This is a genomic window from Acidocella aromatica (assembly GCF_014201825.1).
Classification (GTDB): Bacteria; Pseudomonadota; Alphaproteobacteria; order Acetobacterales; family Acetobacteraceae; genus Acidocella; species Acidocella aromatica.
Genome location: NZ_JACHFJ010000003.1, coordinates 66,662 through 82,737, shown reverse-complemented (window position 1 = coordinate 82,737; position 16,076 = coordinate 66,662). Strand labels below are relative to the sequence as shown.

The window sequence follows — 16,076 nt, the reverse complement described above, 5'->3', positions numbered from 1 at the left end:
CATGCCGAACCACAAGCCCACCATTCTGGCCGCCTGCGCCGCCAAGCCGCCCGTGCCGGACAACAGCTTCCAGTGCCGCGGCATGTCCGACTGCGCGGCAAAATGGGCCGAAGCCGTCGCCTGGGCCAATGAGAACGCCCCGCGCGGGTTGGCGAAGCAGACGGATAATCTGATCCAAGCCTATGGTTCGACCGATTACGACAATTACGGCACCAACAGCTATTTCACGCTGGGGCTGGCCAACTACAACACCACGCCGGGCTTCATCATCCAGAAGACCATGAACCCCGATGGCACAGCCGCCATCACCTTCCACACCAACTGCGCCAGCCTGAGCCAATGCGTGCCCAGCCAGGAAACGGCGCGGGAGAGCTTCGCCGCCGCCATCGGCGGATAAAAAAACCGCCGGGCGTTACCCCGGCGGCTGCTCTGTTTTAGTGGCGGAAGCTGATCGCCCGGCCGGTGGGCTCGCCGGGCACCACGCCCTCGAACATCACCACATTGCCGCGGATGATGGTGGCCATCGGCCAGGCGGTGCATTCGGTGCCGGCGAAGGGCGTCCACCCGCACTGGCTGGCGATCATGCTGTTTTCGATGCGGCGCTTGGCCTTCATGTCCACGATGGAGAAATCGGCATCGTACCCGGCGGCGATGCGCCCCTTGCCCACCGCGCCGTAAATCCGCGCCGGGCCAGCCGACATCAGATCCACGAGGCGCAACAGCGAGAGCCGCCCGGCATTCACCTGGGAGAGCATCAGCGGCAATATGGTCTGCACGCCGGTGAGGCCGGAATGGCAGGTCGGCCAGGGGCGCTCCTTGGCCTCGGCGGTGTGGGGCGCATGGTCGGAACCGATGGTGTCCGCCGTGCCGTCAGCGATGGCGGCCCAGGCGGCGTCCTGATGCTCCTTGGAGCGGATCGGCGGGTTCATCACCGCATAGCCGCCCAGGCGCTCATAGGCTTCCGGCCCGCTTTGCAGCAGATGGTTCACCAGCACCTCGGCGCTGATCAGGTCCTTATGCTCCTTGATGAAGCCGAACTCCTCGCGCGTGGAAACGTGCAGGATATGGGCGCGCTTGTTGGTCTTGCGCGCCAGGGCGGCGATGCGCCGGGCGCCGCGATAGGCGCATTCCGGGTCGCGCCACTCGGCGTGGGAGGCATACGGGTCGCCCACGGAGAAGCGGGGCTTGCGTTCGCGCAGGCGGTACTCGTCCTCGGCATGGAAGGCGACGAGATGGCGCGAGGAGCGCAGCACGCGCTCGATGCTCTCATCGTCCTCGACCAGCAGATCGCCCGTGGAAGACCCCGCGAACACCTTGATGCCGCATACGCCGGGCATCTCCTCCAGCTCGCCCACATGGTCGGCGTTCTCCTTGGTGGCGCCCACGTAGAAGCCGAAATCGCAATAGGTGTGGCCGGGAATGTACTCGTATTTGGTACGCACGGTCGCGGCGTCCACCGTGGGGGGCTTGGTGTTGGGCATGTCCAGCGCCGTGGTCACGCCGCCCAGCACGGCGGCCAGGGAGCCCGAGCGCATGTCCTCGACGCCCGGAATACCGCCCTGCCCGCCATCGCGGAAATGCACATGCGGGTCGATGATGCCCGGCAGCACATGCAGCCCGGCGGCGTTGAACTCCTCGGACGCGGTGCCGAGATTCTTGCCGATGGCGGCGATCTTGCCGTGCTTCACGCCGATATCGGCCTCCGCCTCGCCCCAGGGGAGCACCACGATGCCGTCACGGATCAACAGGTCGAAATTCATATCTGCCTCAATGTCGAAAACACATCGCCCACGGGGGGCAAATCCAGTATATGCCGGCGGTGCCAGAGTGCCGTGAACAATAGCACCCAGGCGGCGAAACCGGCACGTTTTTCCTCGGCGCGCTCCAGCAGGGCGCGCACCCTCCCCGGCTCGGCCAGTTCGGCGATAATCGGTTGGCGCACCAGCAGCTCGGCCAGCGGCTTGGCTTGCGCCGCGATCCAGGCACCAACAGGAACGTCGAACCCCTGCTTGCGGGCGAAAGGTTGCGCGGCTGGCATGTTCTTCTCGAGCCAGCGGCGCAGCAGATATTTGCCGAGCCGCCCGCGCACCAGCATGCTGTCGGGCAGGGAGAAAGCGAAGGCCGCCACCTCCTTGTCGATAAACGGGGTACGGCCCTCGATGCCATGGGCCATCAGGCAGCGGTCGAGCTTCAGCAGCAGATCGTGCGGCAGCCAGTCGGCCATGTCGGTCAGCTGCGCGCGCTTGAGGCGGGTGAAGTGCTGCCCGGCCTGCCGCTCCGCCGTGGCGATGCCCTCGCGCCAGCCACGGGGCGGATGGCGCAGCACGTCCAGCCCGTCGAACACGCCATGGCCGCGCATGGGCTTGGGGAAGAAGCGCCGGGCAGCCGAACGGTAGCGGCCATAGCCCGCGAACATCTCGTCCCCGCCCTCGCCGGAGAGGATCACCTTCACATCCTTGCGCGCCTCGCGCGCCAGGAACCAGCTTGGGATGATGGCGTAATCGGCCACCGGATCGTCCATGCAGGCGACGATCTCGGGCAGGTGTTCCCACATCATCGCCTGGGTGATCTCCACACGCTCGTGCCGCGCCCCCACGCTCCTGGCGATAGCGGCGGCGGCCTCGCGCTCATCGGCGACGCCTGGCACATCGAACCCGGCGGTGAAGGCCAGTACCGGGCTGGTATTCAGCCGGGCCATCAGGGCCAGGATGGTCGCGCTGTCGATACCCCCGGACAGGAACATGCCGTACGCCACATCCGACCGCTGGTGCAGCTCCACCGCCTCTTCCAGCACCTTGTCCAGGCGCTTCAGCGCGTCCTCCTCGTTCTCGGGCCGGTGCATCGGCGTGGGCAAGCCCAGGCGCGTGCGCCGGGCGACTTGGCCCTGGCGGATGCTCAGCGTCTCGCCCGGCAGCACGCGCTGGATACCGGCGAAGATGCTCTGCGCGCCAGTCGTGAATTGCAGATTCAGCAACTCGCCGAGTTTTTTATCCACCAGCCGGCGCGGCACGACACCCGCCTCCAGCAGAGCGCGCGGCTCCGAGGCAAAGGCCAGCCCACCCGCCCCCCGCGCCACGTAGAGCGGCTTGATCCCGAACAGATCGCGCGACAGGATGAAGGTGTGGAAGGCGGCGTCATGAAGGGCGATGGCGTACATGCCCCGCAGATGCTCGGCATAAGCCATGCTAGCGCGGGCATAGATCTTTAAGGGCGGCTCGCAATCGCTCTGCGTGGCGTAAGTGCCGCCGAAGCGCTCGCGCAACTCGCGATAATTATAGATCTCGCCATTGGCGACCAGGGTCAGCGGACCGGAGTAGAGCGGTTGATCGCCGGTGGCGAGGTCGATGATGGCGAGACGCGTATGCACCAGCGCCCCGCGCGGGGTGGTGAACTGGCCTTGCCCGTCCGGCCCACGATGCGCCAGAGCGGCCGTCATGCGGTCCAGCATGGACTGGTCCAGCGCCATGCCCGGACGAAGGGATATGCCGGCGATGCCACACATCAACGCGTTACCTTGGCAAAGAAATCCAGCCAGATATCGACGACCGCCGCCTCGGAGAACTCGCGCTCGAACCGCGCCCGCCCGGCCGCGGCCAGCTTGGCGCGCAGCTCGGCATCGCCCAGCAGCAGCCGCGCGGCGATGGCCAGCCGCGCCACATCGTCCACCGGCACCAGCACGCCATCCTCATCGTCGCGGATCACCTCGCTTGGCCCCTCGGCGCTGGCGGCCAGCACCGGGGTGGCGGAGGAGAACGCCTCCAGCACCATATTGCCCAGCGGCTCGTGGCGGGAGGAAGAGACGAACACATCCGCCGCCTTGAGCAGCGCCCCCGTGTCCCGCCGCCAGCCGGGCAACTTCACGCGCCCGCCCAGCTGCAGCTCCGCCACCAGCTTTTCCAGGCTGGCGCGTTCCGGCCCCTCGCCCGCGATGACGCAATACACATCCGGCAGGTGGGCCATGGCGCGGATCAGCGTGTCGAACCCTTTTACCCCGTGCAGCCGCCCGAGGCCGAGCAGCAGGGGCGCGCCCTCGGGGATGCCCAGCTCGGCGCGGGAGGCTGGAGTATCGGCGGCGAAATCGGTGACGAAATTGGGCAGGTATGCGGTGCGCTCGGCGGGAAAGCCGGTGCCCGCGATGTAGTCCACGATGCCGCGCGTATTGCCGACGAGATAGCGGCAGGTGCGGAAATATTTGAGATCGTAATACCCGCCGAGCCGGCCGATATTCACCCATGGCCCGCGCGGCAGATGGGCGGCGGCGCGGCTCATCCAGGCCATGGTGATGTCGGGCTTGAAGCCCTGCAAGGCGCGGCGGATGCCGGGGGTCGTGAGAAAATCCAGCTTCCCGCCGAAGCGGAACTGCACCGGGGCCAACCCCGTGGCGGCAAGGCGCGCGGCGCGGGCTTCCTCGCGGCGGATGACAGGCAGCACCTCCTGCCCCGCGCGGGCGAGCGCGCCGGTCATGCGTTCGTAGAAGAGTTCGGCCCCGCCATTGGCGGCGCCGGCCATCACCTGGGCTATGCGCATAATAGGTTCTGCGCCGCCTGTAGCACGTCGGCCACTTGCAGCCCAGCCATTGGCGCCTCGCCCTCCGGCCCCGGCGCCACGGCGATGGCCGTGCGCGGCCCGGCTGGCGCATATTCGCTGGCCTTGGAGCGGCCAAACAGCCCCAGCGTGGGCGTTCCCGCCGCGGCGGCGAGGTGCATCAGCCCGGAATCATTGCCAATGAATATCTTGCTCCGGCGCAGGCAGGCTGCGGCCTCGGGCAGCGAGAGCTTGCCGACAAGGTCGATCGCCCCTGGCAAGGCCGCCAACACTGGAGCTGCGCGGCGGGCTTCATCCACCCCCGGCCCGCCAAAGATGGCGGCGCGCGCGCCGGGCATCTGTGCCGCCAAGGCGTTGAATACCGCGACGAACCGTTCTGGCGGCCAGATCTTACCGTCCCAATTCGCGGTGGGAGCCAAGGCGATCACCGGACCTTCGCCCAACAGGGCAGCGGCCTTGGCGTCATCCGCCGGGGCGGTCCAGGCCACGGGCAGCGGGGCGGGATCGAACCCCAAAGCCGCGCCTAGCTGCCGATAGCGCCGTCCGGGACGGCGGCCACCCTTGATGATCTTGCGCCGCCGCGCCGCCAGGAACAGCGAAACGCCCGAGCTGCGGACATCCACCACCAGATCCCACATTTGCCCCACCACCTGCCGCCACAGCCACAGCCAGTGCGACGAATAGGGGCGCTTTTCGAACACGATCAACCGGTCCAGCGCCGGGAAGCGGGTGAACACTCCCTCGGCCACCGCGCCGCAGGCGATGGTGAAGCGGGCCTGCGGGTTGTCCAGCCGCAGACGCTCCAGAATGCCGCAGGAGATCACCGCATCGCCTATGCGCGACGAGGTGATGAACAGAATTTTCTTCATGCCGGGCCGGGTCTAGCGCGTTTGCCTGCCGCCGCAAACCGGGCTTGCCGCCAGCCCGTGCCTCGCTCATCTTCCGCGCATGAAGAAACTGGCCCTCCTGCCCCAGCGCGGCGTGCTCCGCATCAGCGGCGCCGACCGCATCGCCTTCCTCAACGGCCTTGTCAGCAACGACGCGGCGAAAGCCGCCCACGGCCATGCCGTCTGGGCCGCGCTGCTGACTCCACAGGGCAAGTATTTGTCGGATTTCTTCATTTTTGCCACGGACGACGCGCTGCTGCTCGACGCCCCGCGCGCCGACATCCCTACCCTGCTGACCAAGCTGCGCCGCTACCGGCTGCGCGCCGCCGTGGAGCTGGAGGATGCCTCCGAGGCTTACACCGTATATGCCGCATGGAACGGCGCGCCCCCCGAGACCGCGATTTCCACCCCCGACCCGCGCCTGCCCGAGGCCGGGGGGCGGCTGCTCAGCCCCACGCCCCTGCCCACCAACGCCACTGAGGCAGATTATGCCGCGCACCGCATCGCGCTCGGCCTGCCCGACGGCGCACCGGATTTGGAACCCGAGAAAACCCTGCTGCTGGAGGCGGGGTTCGACGAGCTGCACGGCATCGCCTGGGACAAAGGCTGCTATATGGGCCAGGAGCTGACGGCGCGGACGAAATATCGCGGGCTGGTGAAACGCCGCCTGCTCCCCGTGGAGCTTGATGGCCCCGCCCCCGCCCCTGGCACGCCAATTACAGCCGAAGGCCAAGAAGTGGGGGACATCCGCTCGTCAGTGGGCAGCATCGCCCTGGCCATGCTGCGGATGGATGCGCTGGAGAAGCCGCTTGTTGCGGGCGAGGCCCGGATCACCCCGCACCGGCCGAGCTGGATGCACAGCCCGTCCGAATAACAGCCCATGCCACCCCCGACATATATTCTCGATGTCGCACCAATCCTCCCCCATCACGCGCCACGAATTTTCGTCTGAATAGCCCGCGTTAGACAGCTGCAAACCAAGCCTTTCCTATTGCCAAGCCAATTGAAAACAGCCCATATTGCGCTGCAAAGTGAAGGGAAGCTTGCGGATGAATGAACTGGTTCAAGTCGGTGGCGAACAGACCTCTGAAGCACCCGATTTTCACGTGACACCAGTCATCCTGTCCGGCGGTACGGGGTCGCGCCTTTGGCCCGTCTCGCGCGCCAGCTTCCCCAAGCAGTTCTGGCCACTGGTGACCGAGCGCTCGCTCATTCAGGATACCGCCCTGCGCTCCGTGGGTTCCGGCTTCTCCAAGCCCATCATCGTCTGTAACGAGGAACACCGCTTCCTCGTCGCCGAGCAGCTGCGCGACATCGGCGTTGCCGGCGGCACCATCCTGCTGGAGCCCTTCGGCCGCAACTCCGCCCCCGCCATCACCGCCGCAGCACTCCTCGCCGCCGAGGACGATCCCGAAACCGTGCTGTGGATGATGGCAGCCGACGCCGCCATCGAGGACAACGCCGCCCTGCGCGCCGCCCTCTCCGCCGCCTACAAGGCCGCCAAGGCTGGGTATGTCGTCACCTTCGGCATCAAGCCCACCGCGCCGGAAACCGGCTATGGCTATATCGAGGTCGGGCCTGAGCTGGCGAAGCTGCCGGGCGCCTGCCGCGTCAACCGCTTCCTCGAGAAACCCGAGCGCGCCGGAGCCGTCGCCATGCTGGAAGCTGGCGGGTATATGTGGAACTCCGGCATGTTCGTGTTCACCGCGAAGACCCTGCTGGACGAGATGCAGATCCATGCGCCGGAGGTGCTGGCCGCCGTGCGCAAGTCCCTCAGCGGCCGCAAGGAGGATCTGGACTTCATCCGCCTCGCCAAGGATGCGTTCGCCGTTTGCCCCGATATCAGCCTGGACTACGCCGTGGCCGAGCGCACCGAGCGCGCCGCCGTAGTGCCGTGCGATATCGGCTGGTCCGATGTCGGCAGCTGGAGCGCGCTGTGGGAGATGGGCCACAAGGACGCCGCCGGCAACGTGGTGCATGGCGACGCGCTGCTGGAAAAGGCAACGGATTGCTACGTCCGCTCCGACGGCATGCTCACCGCCGTGGTCGGGTTGAAGGACGCGGTGATCGTCACCACCGAGGATGCTGTGCTCGCTCTGCACCGCGATTACGCACAGGACGTGAAGAAGGTCGTCGACCGGTTGAAGGCGGCCAAGCGCGACGAGGGCACCACCCATAACCGCTGCTACCGCCCCTGGGGCTTCTATGAGTCCCTGATCTTCGGCGACCGTTTCCAGGTGAAGCGCATCGTCGTGCAGCCAGGCAACAAGCTCTCGCTGCAGAAACATTTCCACCGCGCCGAGCACTGGATTGTCGTGGCGGGCACCGCGCTCGTTCACCGCGACGGCGAGGAAACCCTGCTGCGTGAGAACGAAAGCGTATACCTGCCGCTGGGCAGCGTTCACCGGCTGGAAAACCCCGGCAAGATCCCGCTGGTGCTGATCGAGGTGCAGGTGGGGTCGTATCTGGGCGAGGATGATATCGTCCGGTTCGAGGATACTTACGGTCGGAATTGAGTGGTGCGTCTATTGCGTTTCCAGGCTGCGCATGCTGCTTGCCCCCTGCCCTCCGCTGGGTTTCCTGCGACACGCACCGGTGAAAGATAATGGCCAAAGCGGCATTTAAAACCGTACTTCCAACCGCTGCTGCGCAGCATGTTTCGTTGCTGCCACAGCGGCTGCGCCTCACGTTTGGCGTTCCTTGTGCCATCAAGGGAAATATCGATGTTCTGGTACGGGGCATTCTGCTCAGCTCGACACAGGTCGCGGGCAAGTTCGAGGCTGGGCAGCATATCGATCTACCTGTGAACTATTTCCCCAACGTACAATTGCCCGGACAGCTGCGTATCTGCTTCGGCGATGAGGAAATTGCCCCTCCCCTGGCGATCAAATCCCCGGAGGACGTAATGGCGTTGGTGGGGCAGGGGGAGATCAAAGCGGAAAACCTCTCTCTCGAAGCTGGGCTGTTGCGCGGTTCGCTTGTACTGCGTGGCAATGCTGCTTCCATCCCGCACGCTTATATTCGCCTCAATGGTGTAGTAATCCGCTCGGTCGTGGTCGAGCCACCCGCCGCTCGCGATACGGGGGGCGCCGCCTGCCGCTTCGCTGTCCCCATCCGCCCGGCAGATTTTGTGGAAAGCGGACTGAACATCGACCTGCATGTCAGCGGGATCGATTATCCCCTGGCCAACTTCTCGTACACGCGCAACGATCCGGCAGCCGACGGACAACGCCTGCTCAAGCTCGAAGAAGAAATGCGCCAGCTGCAAAGAAGCGCATCGGCGCAGGTGGAGATGTTGAACGCTAATTTCCAGCGTCGCCTCACCCTGCAACAGGAGCGGGTGGATGCGTTCATCGAATATGCCACTTCCATCGTACTCGATCATTTCGCCAACGCCTTTGAGACGAAGAGCGATCCAATGACCTTCCTGCGGGCTTTGACTGAAGCCCGCAGCCAAACGGTCAGCGGAGAGACGGCGCAGATCCAGTCACAGGCCATCCACAATGCCGAGGCCAGGGTCGATTCAAACCTTTTTGCCTTCGGCTGGTATGACCTAGAACGTAATGACAGCGGTCCCTTCCGGTGGATGGGCCAGACAGCGCTGGTCAACAACCCCTACCCCAACCTCCCAATCTCCCGGATGGATTTCCTCATCACCCATGTGTACGGGGCGGCCGAGCCACTGCTTCGCGTCACCGCCGATGATGTGGAGTTCAACGTCACCACCTCCAAGTTCGGCGGCCATTACCTGGTGACCTTCTCCGCGCCGCAGGGAGCGCAGGAAATCTATGCGCAGTCGATCCGCGTGGAGAGCTTCAATAGCGGCTGCCCCGCAACCGACGAAGGCACCACGGATACACGCATCCTTTCGGTTGCGGCAGAAAAGGTCGATTTCCATTACCGCCCGGCAAAGGTACGGGCGGAAAGCCATGCTTGAACGCGAACTGGCGATCTTCTCACCGATTCCGCCTGAGCAGAACGGTATCGCCGACTACACTTACCACTTGGTCTCGGCCTTACGCCACGAGACACGCTGCGCCGTGTATACCAACCAGCCCGACGGCATCCTGCCCGAGGGCGTGCCCATCCGCGAACCTCTTCAGGCTTTCCGCTATCTGCCCCAGGATCAACCAATTCTGCACCAGATCGGCAACAATCCCGGCCATATCTTCGTATTGCAGGCCCTGCGCCAATGGGGCGGCGTGACGACGCTGCACGACCAGAACCTGCATTATCTCTATGAGGTCAGCGGCGCGACCCAGCCCATGATGGTCCGCAACCTGAGAGCGACATCGGAAAAAATGGGCGAGGTCTTTGCCCGGCACTGGTTCGAGGAACAAATCAAGACTGCTGCTAACTACGCATTGTTCGACATGCTGGACGAAGTGCTGACGCTTAGTTCCGCAGTCGTCGTGCATTCGCGCTTCGCCCGCAACCGCATCCGCCTGCTCTACGGCGAGGACGCCGCCGCACGCGTGCATGTCATTCCACATCTCGCCCTGCCTCCGGATGAGCGCAGCGAGGACTATGTGCATGGTACGCTCGACGTGCCCCAGGGCGTACCACTCATCGTCACCTCTGGCTTTGCAACTTTCGCCAAGCGGTTCGACTGGCTCGTCGCCGCTCTGGACCGGATCGCCGCGATGGGCATCGACTTCTTCTGGGTCCATGCCGGAAAGGAACGGCCGGAAGAATACGACCTCTCTGGACTACTGAACCAACACCCAAACGTGAAGGCGCGCAGCCGAATTACCGGCTACCTCACCGAGGCGGAACTGAATGAATGCATCGCCTCCTGCGACATTCTAGTCAATCTGCGCTTCCCCTCGGTCGGCGAGAGCTCCGGCACGCTGGCGCGCGCCATGGCCGCCGGACGATGCTGCGTGGTCAACGCCACCGCCGCTTATGCCGATCTGCCAACCGACGCGGTCATGCACATTCCGGTAAACGACACGATCCCAGCCCTGGTGGATGGGTTGTTGGCTCTGCTGGGCGATCCGCAATTACGCGCATCATTCGGCAACCAGGCCCTGTCCCTGGCCCGTGGCGAATGGGCGCCAGAAGCCGTGGCCCGTGCTTATGTCGACCTCATAAGCACTCAAACCAGCCACCCACCGCGCAACCAGCCACGCCGCCGCATTGGCTCGCATCGCTTCAGTTTTCCTATCAACTCCTATTCTCTGCGGGAGGACATCAAGGCCTGCACCAGCCATTGCCAGGGCCAAGTTGAGATTCAACTACTCGCCTCGTCCAGCGAGCAACTGGCACAGGCCAGCCTGCAACGCCCGTTACTGTTTCAGGAGATCCTGCCCAATAATATGGAAGTTCGTACCGTGAACGTCGAGCAGGACCGTTCACAACCTCGCCGGCTGGAAGATGACCGCTATGCTGGCGTAGCCCTGGTGCTGAAGGGCGAGCTGGCATGAGCACCTCCTCTGCCACGGCGAGTCCGCCGCGCTTTGCCGCGCTGGCGCTGAACATGATGAGGGCCGTACTTCCCGGCCTGCAGGTGCTTGACACTCTGTTTCCAACCGCGCCCTTCCTTCTCGCCGACACACCGGCGGAACTGACCTTTTTTGCCAGCAACATGCCGGACGAAGCGGCCGAATTTTACGCGCGCTTCCGTCAGAGCGGTGGCACGCAACCAATTTTACCTTTCGCAGCGGCTCTGCCAGGGGCCTTGGAAGCCGCGACTGCCGCCGACCAGCCGCTGCTAGTCGCTCTGCACACTACCAACGCCGTTGATGCCGCAGCATCCTTGCGCCAAGCCGAATCCCTGCCGCCACTACTGCTCCTGGCTCCAGAAGGGGACAACGAGGCGTTACAAGCGCTGCGTGACATCGGATATACGGGGCGCTGCTTCTTCCGCCTGATACAGGACGAGACGGATGAAGGCTTCTGCCTGCTCAGCGCGGAAACCGAGACCGCCGTACTGTTGCGGAGCCTCGAAACCGCGGGCAAGACCGCGGCCGTGGACATGCGCTTTGCCAGCCATGACGGCGATGAGCCCGACACCCTGATGGTGTTCCTCCCCCCCGGCTGCCAGACATGGACACAAGCCTCGCTAAATCCGTTCTCGCTTGTCCACGACGGCACAAAAACCCCCGAAGGCGACAGGCAGTACGCTTGGTTGTGGTTCAGCGGCGAGCCGCATGCGCGCATCCTGCTTGGCCCTACCGCCCAGCGCTTCCGCCGGGTGCGGGTGATCGTGCCCAACGCGCTGACAACGCAAAACCTGCGGGCAATGCGCCTACTGATCAACGGCACCGCCGTCCAGCCACATGTCGAGGTCTGGTCGGAGAGGTCCGGCTGTGTGTCCGCCGAGTTGCCGGACACTCTGGAAGCCCCTTTGGTCCTTGGCCTGTGGGTACCCGAGGGCCACGTGCCCGAAGGCGGCAACGCGAAACTGTTCGTATGCATCGACCGCATAGAACTGAGCTCGTGAGAACACGCATGAGCAAGCGCATTCTCGTTGTCTCCCCTGTGCCCAGCCACCCTTCCAACCAGGGCAATGCGGCGCGGATTCTTACCTTGTCCTCTCAGCTCATGCAGCGCGGCTTCACGCTGGACTTCTTTTATTACGGCATGGAGGGCATCACCCCGCACTCCCGCCGCGATATGGAGGCGTTCTGGCACGAGTTCCACTTCCTGCCCTCAACACCGCTGCCCGAGCCCAGCTTCGCCCGCCATTGGGGCATCGACGACTGGTGCCCCGACGCGCTCTGCGCCGCCGTGGCCGCGCTGCATACCCAAAAGCGCTACGATGCCGTGCTGGTGAACTATGTGTGGATGTCCAAGGTTCTCACCGGCCTTACGGACACGCTCAAGATCATCGACACGCACGACCTGTTCGGCGGCCGGCATCTGGTTTCCATCCGCGAGGGCATGGAGCCTCGCTGGTTCTTCACCAGCCTGGCCGAGGAAGAGCGCGGCTTCAACCGAGCCGATCTGCTGCTTGGCATCCAGGACCAGGAAACCGCCAACATCCGCGCCCGGGTGGGCGTACCGGCCATGACCATCGGCCATTTGATGGAACCGCGCTTCCTCATCGCCCCGCAAACCGAGGCGCCGCGCTTCATGTTCGGCTATCTGGGCAGCGGCAATCCTTGGAATGTCCGCTCCATCCAGATCCTCGACGAGGACTTGGCCGCGGGCCAGGGCGTGGACTGGCTGCTGGCGGGCGGCATCCTCAAACAGCCGCTCGCGCTTAAATCCGCGCCTTACCTGCTCGGCTTCGTGAAGGAGCTGAAGGAGTTTTACGCCGCGATCCGCTGCGTCATCAACCCAATGAGCGGCGGAACGGGCCTCAAGATTAAAACCGTGGAGGCGCTGTCCTTCGGCAAGCCGGTGATCGGCACGGTGGACGCCTTTGTGGGCCTGCCCACGCGCCACCCGGCGCACCAGCTCAGCAGCATTGCCGACTGCGCGGCCATGATGCGCCACTACGCCGCCAGCCCAGCCCTGCGCGAGGAGATCGACGAAGCCTCGCGCACACTGTATTTTGCCTATGCGCTGGAGATTGGCAGGGAACTTGATAAACTAAGCGAAACCATCTCTTAAACGTCCAACAAACTAACAGCAGTTCTTGTCGAACTTAAAACCATCTTGATATTACAAAACGAGAAGTGACATGCAGTTTTCTACCCTAATCCAAAACTTCAAAACTTCTGGAAAGTTTGATCTTTCTGCCTATCACGACGCGTTGGGAACGGAGCAGTTCATTAATCATACTAAAAATAGTGTGCCGGCAATCCCCGAAGAATATTACCGTGATTTTTGTCTTGAGCTCTCCAGAACCATTGAAGAAAAAGAAATTTTTAAAAACAAGAATGCTTGGCAACTATCATATATTGTAGACGAGCATCTTTTCACCTCAGATGTAGCAATACAAAATTTAAAACAATTAGCCTTCAGCTTAAGCGATTCATGGGCAACTTATATCTATGCCCGAAATTGTTTTATTTCCGGAAAAATATCTGAAGGAGCAGAAATCATTGCACACTCATTCTCCCGTGGGATTGTCGATAAAAAATTAAATTCGGCCCTTTATACTATACCATTTTTTAAAGGAAACCTTTTACACTACCAAGAAAACTCGCTGTTCCTTGAAACAAATGACAGCTTCTACGCCAACGTAGATGCTCGGATGTCATTTATAGCAAGAAATTTTGATCAAGTAATAAAAATTGCATCTAAGACAAACGATGTTTCACCGTATACCAAAAACTTAGCCGCTAGAAGCGCGTTCAACAATCAACATATCAAAAACACTCCAATTCAAAATTTACCCATTCTGGTGATTGGAGATAAAAACAAAAAAATCAGGGGCGTCTTTTACGCTTTTCTCAGAATTGCGCCGAACTCAATTTGGAATATACCATCATAGATAATTTTAAAGCCGCCCTTCCTCTTCATGTAAAACGAGCCTTATGGCGTAAAGGTGTTGAAAATACACACCTTACTAAAGCAACCGGCGCATCTATTGCTCATGCTACAGCTTGGAGCGCTCTTTTAGAGAGCGATGCTGCGGGAGCCATCATTTGTGAAGATGATTGCATTTTTTCTTACAATCCATTCAATGCCTTGCGTAATGAGGATATATATGGAGACAATATAGTCTTTCTAAATAACCGCATTGCAAATATAGAGCCTCCATATGATTACGACAGCATCATATATAGAGATGCTCGCACAATATTTAACGCTTCTCCTCGGACTATAGGCGCAGACTGTTATTACATTCCGAAGACCGTTGCTAAAATAGCTTTGGAAGCAATCGAACAAACCGGCTTTCCTGCCGTTATCGATCTATACTTACTCAAGACCGGCCCAAACGAATCAAAATTTGGTTCAATTTGCGTTGACCCCGCTCCCGGAGAACATGCAGATGAAGCGTATGTATTTGTATAATTTTAGCATACACGTTTATTATTAATGCAGTCGGCTTTCATGCAGACCTAAATAACTGCCTCCGAAAGCCGACCAAATCTTTATCAAAGCTATACCTTTACCAACGTAGCCCACATTGAATCTCTAGAGCGCCGCTTCATAGACACGATAAAAAGCTTCAATCAGTTCAACTTCATTATATAAACATGAATCACCTAAAACGACCTTATAATCAGCAATTTTTTCAACTATACGCCCCTTGTAAAGGGGCACAGCATCAAATGCTAAACTATAACGCGCCCTTATCCATTCAAAGGTCGGAATATCAATTCTATCAAGTTTATAAGCTCCAGATGAAGCTTTCGAGAGATCGAATGGCATCTTGGCAGCAAATGCCAAACGTCGCGCCATTTCAATTAGCAACTCTGTATGCGGATGATTAGGAGTATAAAAGCATCTCTGCTGATAAATAACTCTTTCCAAAAAATCAGATATGCAGATCATGCAATCTTTCTCTCGATCGCGAAGCTGTCCTAAAGAAGCCTCAAACGGGTCATCGCCTCCACAAAAACCTTCTTTTAGTTGTACGACTGCTTGAGCTACCGTTTGCCCCGCTTTCCAAGCCTCAAACACTGGCGTTAGATGGTAATCTTCAAGCGGGCTTTGTAATTTTCCCCACTGATTCAAATAAACATACCGAGTATTTGGAAAATACCCATCAAAATATATGTTCGGCCAAACAAAAGTCTTTTCAGGATAAGAAGCAAGAATACTCTGACTCCTTATCCACTCTAAACGAAAATCATCGGCTGTACGTTGAACAAAAACAACCAGTGCATTTTCGATTTTACCAAGAACGTCCTCACGATCATTCTCAGACAACAAAAAGTTTGGAGAAACTCTCTCTACATCTAATGTACTCGCTACAGAAAACATCCCCTCTATAAATTGAGCTTGACAGTTTCCAATAACAACAACTTTAGGCAACATCTCTCTTTTTCCTAAAAAACCACAGGAATAACACTGTAATTTTACTAGAACAGATAACTAAATTTTTTCAATTCTTCTCCATAGAAATGCTCCACAAGCGCGCGAGCCTTCCTATCGTAAGCCTGCCAATAGGGAGCTCTTTTATCTGTTACATTCACCCGTGGCAGGGATATTGGAGTCTGGTGTTTTTCTTCCAACCATTGTTGAATCTCATCAAGCCTTTCCATTTTAAATATAGTTGTTGCCGAATCAGTAAAATGGCCAAAAAGACTTCTGGTTTCACTACTCTGATCATACTCGGTGAGACGCCATTCCAAAAAAGGTGAAAACTCAAAAGCACAAGCCTGCTTTATTTCCAGGCGTTTTGCATCTCCCCAAGTCAAGGCAGAACCATCGAGCTCATAAACCCACCTAGTACGGCAACGATACCACTCAGAATAAAACCAATCGAAATGGTTGCGCACTACACAAATCACACTTTTCGAATTTTGAACCGCCGAGCTAGCATCTTCATCCAAATTCAGTTCGGTAAGCGTAGCATGCTTCTGCCCAACAAGCCTCCCTCCAGCTTGGTTTAGCAGTGCATCCTCAAGGCTGGAGCTCGCGGTACCCGGAACCTGCAAAAACAGCAGGCCTTTTTCTTCGAGGTAAATAGCCATTTTTTCTTCCTGTATATTGACCCAAAAATCTTGCGAGCATCGACAAAACTGAGGGCGTTCCTACCATCCGTTTGCCGTGAAAAACGCAGTTTGCCAACAGTTTCTT

General features: G+C 60.0%; 15 protein-coding genes. 9 read left to right on the top strand and 6 right to left on the bottom strand.

Features of this window, described 5'->3' with window-relative positions:
• Position 1 precedes the first annotated feature (1 nt).
• A complete protein-coding gene (locus HNP71_RS04995) occupies positions 2 to 397 on the top strand; it encodes a hypothetical protein (protein ID WP_183265785.1) in 396 nt (131 codons plus the stop codon).
• Between the two features lie 37 nt (positions 398 to 434).
• On the opposite strand, the gene HNP71_RS04990 is transcribed toward HNP71_RS04995, so the two are convergent.
• The 4 genes from HNP71_RS04990 to HNP71_RS04975 are packed head-to-tail and all read right to left on the bottom strand — an operon-like array spanning position 435 to position 5,414.
• Positions 435 to 1,760, bottom strand: a complete 1,326-nt coding sequence (locus tag HNP71_RS04990; protein ID WP_183265784.1) for a dihydroorotase — start codon at positions 1,758 to 1,760, stop codon at positions 435 to 437.
• Positions 1,757 to 3,502 (bottom strand): asparagine synthase (glutamine-hydrolyzing), encoded by a 1,746-nt coding sequence (gene asnB / locus HNP71_RS04985; protein ID WP_183265783.1) that lies wholly within the window; start codon positions 3,500 to 3,502, stop codon positions 1,757 to 1,759. Before asnB ends, HNP71_RS04990 begins: the two co-directional genes overlap by 4 nt.
• On the bottom strand, positions 3,502 to 4,527 hold the full coding sequence (locus HNP71_RS04980) for a glycosyltransferase (protein ID WP_183265782.1): 1,026 nt from the start codon (positions 4,525 to 4,527) through the stop codon (positions 3,502 to 3,504). Before HNP71_RS04980 ends, asnB begins: the two co-directional genes overlap by 1 nt.
• Positions 4,518 to 5,414, bottom strand: a complete 897-nt coding sequence (locus HNP71_RS04975; protein ID WP_183265781.1) for a glycosyltransferase family 9 protein — start codon at positions 5,412 to 5,414, stop codon at positions 4,518 to 4,520. The genes HNP71_RS04980 and HNP71_RS04975 overlap by 10 nt, the downstream gene beginning before the upstream one ends.
• Before the next feature lie 79 nt (positions 5,415 to 5,493).
• Here HNP71_RS04975 and ygfZ point away from each other — a divergent pair, with 79 nt between their 5' ends.
• From ygfZ to HNP71_RS04935, 8 genes are all read left to right on the top strand, one after another.
• The gene (gene ygfZ, locus HNP71_RS04970) at positions 5,494 to 6,306 is read left to right on the top strand and encodes a CAF17-like 4Fe-4S cluster assembly/insertion protein YgfZ (RefSeq protein WP_183265780.1); all 813 of its coding nucleotides are present in this window, start codon (positions 5,494 to 5,496) and stop codon (positions 6,304 to 6,306) included.
• Positions 6,307 to 6,481: 175 nt separating this feature from the next.
• Positions 6,482 to 7,948 carry a mannose-1-phosphate guanylyltransferase/mannose-6-phosphate isomerase gene (locus HNP71_RS04965; RefSeq protein ID WP_183265779.1) on the top strand — a complete coding sequence of 489 codons (1,467 nt, stop codon included), beginning with the start codon at positions 6,482 to 6,484 and terminating at the stop codon, positions 7,946 to 7,948.
• Positions 7,949 to 8,037: 89 nt separating this feature from the next.
• Positions 8,038 to 9,369 (top strand): hypothetical protein, encoded by a 1,332-nt coding sequence (locus HNP71_RS04960; RefSeq protein ID WP_183265778.1) that lies wholly within the window; start codon positions 8,038 to 8,040, stop codon positions 9,367 to 9,369.
• Positions 9,362 to 10,858 carry a glycosyltransferase family 4 protein gene (locus tag HNP71_RS04955; protein ID WP_183265777.1) on the top strand — a complete coding sequence of 499 codons (1,497 nt, stop codon included), beginning with the start codon at positions 9,362 to 9,364 and terminating at the stop codon, positions 10,856 to 10,858. Before HNP71_RS04960 ends, HNP71_RS04955 begins: the two co-directional genes overlap by 8 nt.
• A complete protein-coding gene (locus tag HNP71_RS04950) occupies positions 10,855 to 11,877 on the top strand; it encodes a hypothetical protein (protein ID WP_183265776.1) in 1,023 nt (340 codons plus the stop codon). The genes HNP71_RS04955 and HNP71_RS04950 overlap by 4 nt, the downstream gene beginning before the upstream one ends.
• Positions 11,878 to 11,885: 8 nt before the next feature.
• Complete coding sequence (locus HNP71_RS04945) at positions 11,886 to 12,992, top strand: glycosyltransferase (protein WP_183265775.1); 1,107 nt, start codon at positions 11,886 to 11,888, stop codon at positions 12,990 to 12,992.
• Between the two features lie 70 nt (positions 12,993 to 13,062).
• Positions 13,063 to 13,818, top strand: a complete 756-nt coding sequence (locus tag HNP71_RS04940) for a hypothetical protein (RefSeq protein ID WP_183265774.1) — start codon at positions 13,063 to 13,065, stop codon at positions 13,816 to 13,818.
• Positions 13,800 to 14,342 (top strand): glycosyltransferase family 25 protein, encoded by a 543-nt coding sequence (locus tag HNP71_RS04935; protein ID WP_246344089.1) that lies wholly within the window; start codon positions 13,800 to 13,802, stop codon positions 14,340 to 14,342. Before HNP71_RS04940 ends, HNP71_RS04935 begins: the two co-directional genes overlap by 19 nt.
• A gap of 123 nt (positions 14,343 to 14,465) precedes the next feature.
• Here HNP71_RS04935 and HNP71_RS04930 read toward each other — a convergent pair whose 3' ends face one another.
• Positions 14,466 to 15,311 carry a WcbI family polysaccharide biosynthesis putative acetyltransferase gene (locus HNP71_RS04930; protein WP_183265773.1) on the bottom strand — a complete coding sequence of 282 codons (846 nt, stop codon included), beginning with the start codon at positions 15,309 to 15,311 and terminating at the stop codon, positions 14,466 to 14,468.
• Between the two features lie 44 nt (positions 15,312 to 15,355).
• The gene (locus HNP71_RS04925; RefSeq protein ID WP_183265772.1) at positions 15,356 to 15,970 is read right to left on the bottom strand and encodes a hypothetical protein; all 615 of its coding nucleotides are present in this window, start codon (positions 15,968 to 15,970) and stop codon (positions 15,356 to 15,358) included.
• Positions 15,971 to 16,076: the final 106 nt, after the last annotated feature.